Here is a 6,725-nt window from a genome sequence, read left to right as displayed (position 1 = left end):
GCGGGCCGAGGTCGCTGGCCCGGCAATCGCGGGCGGAGATCGAAGGCAATCTCCGGTCGAAGCGCAGGCGATCGCCGCAAACAAAGACTGCCCACTTGGAGTGGCTTGAACGCCCTCTCCAGGGCGGGGGCTGCATTCGTACTCAGCGTGGAAGCACCTTGGAAGCAAGAAGGCGCGAGATTCTGGCAACACGGCGCAGCCAAAGACGGCGCAACCCGGCCCCGAGCCGACCATCAGCCGATGGTTATGCTACAATGCGCCTGTCCAACCGGCCATTCACTGTCGGCGATCACTGGGCATCTTCAACCACGGCAGGGCCAATGGGCTGGGCGTCGGTGAAAAGCGTAGTCCCTTCGGAAGCCGCTTGGCTCGGTTTGAGCGTCGATCAATCATAATCCTGAACTTGACATAAGTGAGAGACACCACCAGAAGTCTTTAAGGCTGTCCAATTAGAATAGGTGGAATCAATGAAGATTTTAGTCCTTCCGGCGTTAACTGCAGCGGTTCTCATGAGTGTTTCCGTCGGTGCGTATGCCGACGAAGAATTGACGCCGTATGGGACAGCCACCGTGGATATGCACGAGTACCCGGAAGTCAATCAAGTTTACGATGTGAATTATGATGACCCGAAAAGCCTCAAAACTCTGTACGCCTTCGTCAAGAATACGAGCAAGGTTGTTCCCGGGGATGTAGTGGTTGTCACCCACGGCCCGGAACTGCGGGCATTCGCCAAGGAAAATTACGACAAGTATTACGGTCTGATGGATCAAATGGCCGAGCTTGCCGAGCAAGGCGTAGAGTTTCGTATGTGCAACAATGCCCTGCGAGCAGCGGGCTATGAGCCCGAAGATATGCATGGCTTTGTGACCGTTGTTCCAGCCGGGTTCGCCGAAATTGTTATGCTACAGTCCCAAGGTTACGAGTACATAAATCCAATCCCACTACCCGTTGGCGGCGTTCGGGAGCTGGAGAAATCCAGCGAATGAACTAAAGCGATCTGATCATTCGGCTGCTTGTGCTTTGATATTGCAGTCCATACCCACCGAACGGGATTGTTCCTGCACCCACGTAGCTGCCAGCAGTCCGACCTTCTGCAGCAGGTCGGACCAGCGCTTTCCACGCAGTCCGTAGCTGTCGCGGCGAATAGTGATGATCTGGCTGTGGTGCAGCAAGCGGTCGAGGATTGCCGTCTCCACCACGAGATCGCCGAAGATGGAGCCCCCCTCGCGGACGGAGCGCTTCGCAGTAGTTATAATGCTGCCGCGCCCTTAGCTGCGCGAGACGAGCTGGAAGAACAGGTGCGCCCGCGTCACGATCGAACGGGAGATGGCCGAACTCGTCGATGATCAGGAGCTTCGATTTAGCTGAGACGGTGAGCCGCTCCTGAAGCCGCCGTCCGCCTGGGCATCGGCGGGCACCGCGACGAAAAGGACTGAGTAGTTTTGCCGGATCCGCCTCGCGGCCGAGCGCGATCGCCAGATGGGGTTTGTCGACGCCGGCGGACGGAGCAGCAGAAGCGCGTCGCCGCCCGCTGAGGACTGCTCAAGGCCGGGCCTGGCAACGGGACCACCCGGTCCGTCGAGGAAACGCGGAGGAGGGCAGGGTGCTCGCCTGGTTTGACTGCAGCTTTGGCACGCACCTGCCCGCGGGTCGGTTCCTCCGCAACACGCTGCTGCTCAGCCTTGCGGGCCTGCTGCCGGTGCTTGGCCTCTACATCGCGCGTACGCCCGGCTTCGCTGGGCATCTCGTTGGGACGGAGGGGGCGCTCAGACCGTTCCTCCGCCAGATACTGACGAACGGGTTGCCTGCGGTGTTGGTCGTCAACTGGGCGGCCCTGATCCTGTTCGCGCGCACGCGGGCAGGGATTATTCGCCCCGGGGTGGCGCTGGCACTCGACTTTGCCGCCCGCATCGGCGTGTTCGCCGTGTTGAATGGGACGGTCTTTGTCGCGTCTGCCCTCGTCTTCGACTACTTCGGCGGCGATCCGGCGCAGGCGCTAGGCGCGCTCGGGCCTACGCTGGCGCGCGCTGCCATCTTCGGCAACCTGGCCGGCGTCTACTTCTACGCGACGCTGGTCGGCTCCTTGCCGCTGCACATGACGCTGATCGCGACCCTGCTGGCCGAGCGCGGTTACAGGGAGGTCCCGCTGGTTTGGCTAGTCCTGCCCGCCGCCGGCATCGTTACCGTCCAGCTCATGTTGCTGACCGGGCTGGGATGGGTGCTGTCGAGCCTGATCTGAAGTGGCGCTGCGGCGCTTGGTGGTGCGTGTGCTCGACGTTGGGTGACCGCGCCGGCCGCTCTACGGCGCCTGTCCCGGGTTGCACAGCGCCGGAGCGGCCAGAATGAGCAGGACGATCGGCGCCACCACTCGCAGGACACGAGGCCAAGTGGCGCTCCCGACCTTCCACAGCGCCTAGGCCAAGGTAAACGCGCCGACCAACAGGGCCCAGACGCCCGCCCGCCGCCGAAGACCACGAGCCGCCTGCCACGACGAGCCCCAAGCCCGGGCAGGAGGTAGTACCGGGAGCTGCCTACGGAGACGAGCCATGCCCTCCGGTGGCCAGGAGCCCGCCGATCGCCACCAGCAGGCTCCGATGCCGGCTGCGTACTAGCGGCCGAGCCTCCCACTCGCAGCTTGGACGCGTTTAGGGCCATGGCGCGCAGCGGCGACGAAAAGACGGCGCTGATCTGCCATCGTCCCCCCTGGGGGGGGGGCGAGCCTGCCTTTGTACCGGATTGCTCTGGAAGCCGCGCTGCAAGCGCAAGCAACTCGCCCGACGGACCCACAACCATGTAGACACCAGCGTTCGTCTCAGATAGCCCCTTCAGGATTGTCGCGTCCGGAACGGTTGGACGCCTTTCACTTCAGGGTGTTCGGCGTGGGTATTCGCTGCGTCAGTGCTAGTCGTCTGGCCTTCGCCGGGACTTGACGCGCCGACGCTCTCCTCGGACGTGGGGCTGTTTCGTCACAGCCGTTGGACTGGTGGTGGCACTGCCGCTGCTCGGGGCTTCACTGCTCTGCGAACCTTCCGACTGGTCCTCGATCGGGCGGCCTGTCGGGTCGTGGCCGCCGTCGTCCCGTTAGCGGGCGAACACCCTGGCGCAACTACAGCCGATGCAGGGGCGGGGCACGGGTCAGCGCCACCACCGCCGGCGGGAGACGGAGAAATCCTGCGCAACGCTCGTGAGGTCGGCCAGATCGCGCTCGAGCTGGCGCAGGGCGAACTTGATTCCGAACAGGCGCGCGAGATCGGGCGTTGGCATGGTGCGCGTCAGGCCTGCCTGGCGCATCCCGTCCAGCGCGGCGCGGTAATCGCGCACAATCGGTTCTAGCGGAACGGCCGGACCCGAGATGGGCCGGCCTCCCAACAGCCCCTCGACATGGGCGAGCGTCCCGGCCGCGCCGGTGGCGGCACGCCGCCACGGCTCCGCGAGCGCGCCCGGCAGCGCGTCGACGCCCGCGCCCCGCGCGGCGCGGCGCAGCATGTCGACGTCGTGACGCACGCGGCGCAGCGCGTGCAGCGCGCGCTCTGGGTCGGGCCCGCGGCCAAAGGAGAGACGCCGCTCGCGCGCCGCATCCCTGACATCGGTCGCAAGCTCGCTCAGGCCCCGGCGGATCTCGCCCGCGCGGGCGGCGAGCGCGTCCTCGCCGGTGCCGTCCCCTGGCGCGATCGCGTGCAGCTGTGCGGCGAGTAGTCCGGCCACCCGCGCCGCCGCCTCGACTGCCGAGCGCGAGGCTCGCGCCGGCAGCACCAGCAGGCCCGTCAGGAGCCCGACGCCGCTGCCCAAGGCCACGCCCAGCAGACGCTCGGCGGCCAGCACGTCCGGGCCGACCTCGAGCCCCGGCCCGCCCAGCAGCACCACGGCAGCGGTGATCGGCGCGATCTGGAAACCGACCGAGAACGCCGCCAGCACCGACAGCGGCGCCAATGCGAGCGCCAAGGCGAGGACGGTCGAGGCGGGATCGTCCGGCCTGAGCGCGAGGGCTACGATCGCTGCGACGACGGCGCCGAGGAACGACCCCACTCCCTGCTCGAACGCCTTCCCGAGCGAGCCACCGATGTTGCTCTGCGTAACGGCGATGGCGCTGATGACGGCCGAGAGCTCCACCGTTAGTTCGAGCGCGTAGACGGCCGCGAGCGTGGTGACGCCGGCAACGATCATGCGGATCGCGTGAACCGCCCACCATTTCTGACGTTCGATCAGGTGCTTAATCATTGTGGCCATTCGCTTTGGTGCTCGCCGCCGGCGGGATATCCTGGCTATTCCTAGATCCGCCAACCTCGCCAGCTCCTCGGGTTCGTTCCCGTCGCTGCCTCGGCTGATGCGGTCCTCACGATCACTTTTCGACATGGAGGACGGCGGCACCCAGAAAACACGGGCGGAAACCGGCGTTGAAGATCGCAGGTCCGCTCTGGGCCTGCATCTGTTCGGCTGTGACTGCTCTCATTATTTCCTGATATACTGCGGGCCTGCTTCGGTCACGATCGCGTCCATCAGGATGTCATGCCAGCCTGCAGGATGGGCACGTAGCGGCCAAGAAAAAGCACAGCGGGGGGAGCGCGCGATACAAGCCATCTGTCATGCTGCGTCCTCCCCCGTGCGTCTCGCGCGCAGATAATCCCGCAGCACCACGGCCTGGTTGTGGTTGCGGTCCTTTGCGCCGTACAGCAAGACGACGGGACCTTGCCGGCACCAGTCGAGGCAGCGCACCACGGCCTCTTCGTTGTCGTCCAGTTCGGCCCGATAGCGGCGCCGGAACTCATCCCACCGGTCGGGGTCGTGGCCGAACCACTTGCGCAGTTCGTTGCTAGGGGCGACCTCCTTTATCCAGGCATCGAGTTCGAGATCGCCCTTGCTGATCCCGCGCGGCCAGACACGATCGACCAGCAACCGTGCGCCCTGCGTCCCTACGTGATCGTCATGGACCCGTGAGAGGTTGATGTCGGGCGCGTTCGTCACTTCGAGGCGTCGTCATCCATGACGTCCAGCGCCTTGAGCGAATGGGCGAAGGCCGCGCCCGCTCGCATCTCGGCCGCAACCCAGATCGCCTCCATGATCTCCTCTGGCGTCGCACCTGCACGCTGGGCACCCTTCACATGGTTCTCGATGCACCAGGGGCATTGCGTGACGTGGGCGACGGCAACAGCAATGATCTGCTTGGTGCGCGAATCGAGCGCGCCCTCGGCGAAGACTGTTTTGGAGAATGCGCGGAACGCGTCATCGGCCTCCGGAGCGAGGGCGTGGCGCCGCTCGGCATGGGCGCGGGTTGCCCGTGGGAAGTGAAGATCAGCCATGTGCCATGCCTCCTGACTCGAATTGCGGAAAAAGCACGTCGTTCTCCAGTCGCATGTGTTCCTGGAGATCGGCGGTAAATTCATCGAGTCGGGCATAGAAAGTTGCCCAGCTCGTGCATGCAGCTTTCGGCAGCACGAAATCCCCCGTGATCTCGCTGATCCGCAGGCAATCGCTGTTCAGACGGTCGTGGTTGCCACGCAGCATGTCGATCAGAGGTCCGAGGCCGGATGCAGCATCCGCGCGTATCGCCGGGAAGACGACGCGTTCGGTCATGCGCAGATGTGCATCGAGCACTTCGGCAACTCGACAAAGGACTCCGGGGATGCCGGCGGGGACGCCCTCATCGCCTTCGTGGAGGTCTTCGACCATTTCAGCTAGTTTCTGCAGTTCAACGAGTCTCCGACGATGACGGGGATGGAAACGCTCTTCGATGTGGCGTGTCAAAGCGGCTGACCGGTTGCCCATCGCGGCTTCTGACGGGTCAGTTCTGGATGTTTCGCCAGACTGTCCCTCGCCGTAATCGCGCGTGGCTTCGAGATGCGGCGCGACCGTTGTCCGCGTGCGCAACAGAACGTCGCCCGTGTCGTTGATGGTCAGCCGGACGCGAGTGTCCCCGTATCGGAACGTGATCCGATGGCGGCCCTGATCCTCGCCTTGGCCTGCTTCGCACAGGCTGGCGATGCGGCCCTCGAGCATCAGGGACTGCACCTCTTCCGTCGGCACGCCAAACAGCGGTCCGAGGTCAACGGCATCGATCTGGAACCCGTCATGGATAAGCTCGAGACGCATCTTGCCTCTCCTTTGGTGGTTTGCCCTGCACCTCGCGGTCAATGCCGATCAGCATCCCGGTGATCAGGCTGGCCAGCAGCGGCAGACCGATTTTGATGGACAGAACCGTGGCCAGATAGTCGGGCAAGGCAGGCTCCTGAGCGCGGCGGGCCTCGCCCGCTCGTGTGATGCCAAAGCCTGCGCCGCGCCTGATGGTTCCCGCAAGCTCGAGGTCAGCTCTTCCGGTGATCTTCTCCAGTGCGCCGGAGCGCGACGGGCTGCAATCCAAGCTCGCCCGAGCCTCTCAAGGGACCGGGGCCAGCTTGCACCCTGCTGCGGATCCGACCTATGGAAGCAGGCATGCAGAGGACTTCCCGCATACTCGGCCTGATTGCCGGCAGCCTTGCGATGTCATCGCCCCTTCATGGGCGGGCCGACACTGTTCTGTCAAAGGACGCCACGGCCGAGCATATCTACCAGCATTTCCGGCACCAGCACCCATCGCAAGTCGAGGGCTGCTTTCCGGAGCTTGACCTAGTCGATGGTCCTGGGGCCTTGGCGCAGGGGCCGGAGGACGAGGAACCCGGTTGGCTGCGCGCGGTGGTCGCGCTCGATGCCTCCGGCTCGATGGCGGGTCAGGCCGGTGGCGAGATCAAGAT

General features: G+C 64.8%; 9 protein-coding genes. 3 read left to right on the top strand and 6 right to left on the bottom strand.

From position 1 onward, the window contains the following. Positions 1-467 precede the first annotated feature (467 nt). Entirely contained in the window at positions 468-986 is a 519-nt protein-coding gene (locus Q0938_RS18675; protein WP_299365544.1) for a DsrE family protein, read from the top strand. Between the two features lie 15 nt (positions 987-1,001). Here the strand turns inward: Q0938_RS18675 and Q0938_RS18670 are convergent, their stop codons facing one another. Further along, positions 1,002-1,253 carry an ATP-binding protein gene (locus tag Q0938_RS18670; protein ID WP_299365545.1) on the bottom strand — a complete coding sequence of 84 codons (252 nt, stop codon included), beginning with the start codon at positions 1,251-1,253 and terminating at the stop codon, positions 1,002-1,004. Positions 1,254-1,603: 350 nt separating this feature from the next. On the opposite strand from Q0938_RS18670, the gene Q0938_RS18665 reads away from it, so the two are divergent. Next, positions 1,604-2,239 (top strand): hypothetical protein, encoded by a 636-nt coding sequence (locus Q0938_RS18665; protein ID WP_299365543.1) that lies wholly within the window; start codon positions 1,604-1,606, stop codon positions 2,237-2,239. 896 nt (positions 2,240-3,135) lie between these two features. Here Q0938_RS18665 and Q0938_RS18660 read toward each other — a convergent pair. From Q0938_RS18660 to Q0938_RS18640, 5 genes are all read right to left on the bottom strand, one after another. Continuing rightward, entirely contained in the window at positions 3,136-4,218 is a 1,083-nt protein-coding gene (locus tag Q0938_RS18660) for an FUSC family protein (protein WP_299365542.1), read from the bottom strand. Between the two features lie 363 nt (positions 4,219-4,581). Next, positions 4,582-4,962 carry a DUF488 domain-containing protein gene (locus tag Q0938_RS18655; protein ID WP_299365541.1) on the bottom strand — a complete coding sequence of 127 codons (381 nt, stop codon included), beginning with the start codon at positions 4,960-4,962 and terminating at the stop codon, positions 4,582-4,584. Next, positions 4,959-5,297, bottom strand: coding sequence for a carboxymuconolactone decarboxylase family protein (locus Q0938_RS18650; protein WP_299365540.1), 339 nt, complete (start codon positions 5,295-5,297; stop codon positions 4,959-4,961). The genes Q0938_RS18655 and Q0938_RS18650 overlap by 4 nt, the downstream gene beginning before the upstream one ends. Further along, positions 5,290-6,087 carry a DUF6522 family protein gene (locus Q0938_RS18645; protein ID WP_299365538.1) on the bottom strand — a complete coding sequence of 266 codons (798 nt, stop codon included), beginning with the start codon at positions 6,085-6,087 and terminating at the stop codon, positions 5,290-5,292. Before Q0938_RS18645 ends, Q0938_RS18650 begins: the two co-directional genes overlap by 8 nt. Further along, the gene (locus Q0938_RS18640; protein WP_299365536.1) at positions 6,065-6,214 is read right to left on the bottom strand and encodes a hypothetical protein; all 150 of its coding nucleotides are present in this window, start codon (positions 6,212-6,214) and stop codon (positions 6,065-6,067) included. The genes Q0938_RS18645 and Q0938_RS18640 overlap by 23 nt, the downstream gene beginning before the upstream one ends. A gap of 212 nt (positions 6,215-6,426) precedes the next feature. Between Q0938_RS18640 and Q0938_RS18635 the strand changes: the two genes are divergently transcribed. Beyond that, on the top strand, positions 6,427-6,725 hold a 299-nt coding region (locus tag Q0938_RS18635), incomplete at its 3' end, for a hypothetical protein (protein ID WP_299365534.1).

Source organism: uncultured Paracoccus sp., from assembly GCF_947496875.1.
In the GTDB taxonomy this organism is placed as follows: Bacteria; Pseudomonadota; Alphaproteobacteria; order Rhodobacterales; family Rhodobacteraceae; genus Paracoccus.
The sequence above is the reverse complement of the archived record's forward strand: the minus strand, read 5'-3'. Positions and strand labels throughout refer to the sequence as shown.

Excerpts from the sequence above, each read along its gene's own strand:
- Q0938_RS18650 (WP_299365540.1), bottom strand. The coding sequence starts at position 5,297 with ATGGCTGATCTTCACTTCCCACGGGCAACCCGCGCCCATGCCGAGCGG.
- Q0938_RS18645 (WP_299365538.1), bottom strand. The coding sequence starts at position 6,087 with ATGCGTCTCGAGCTTATCCATGACGGGTTCCAGATCGATGCCGTTGAC.
- Q0938_RS18675 (WP_299365544.1), top strand. The coding sequence starts at position 468 with ATGAAGATTTTAGTCCTTCCGGCGTTAACTGCAGCGGTTCTCATGAGT.
- Q0938_RS18660 (WP_299365542.1), bottom strand. The coding sequence starts at position 4,218 with ATGATTAAGCACCTGATCGAACGTCAGAAATGGTGGGCGGTTCACGCG.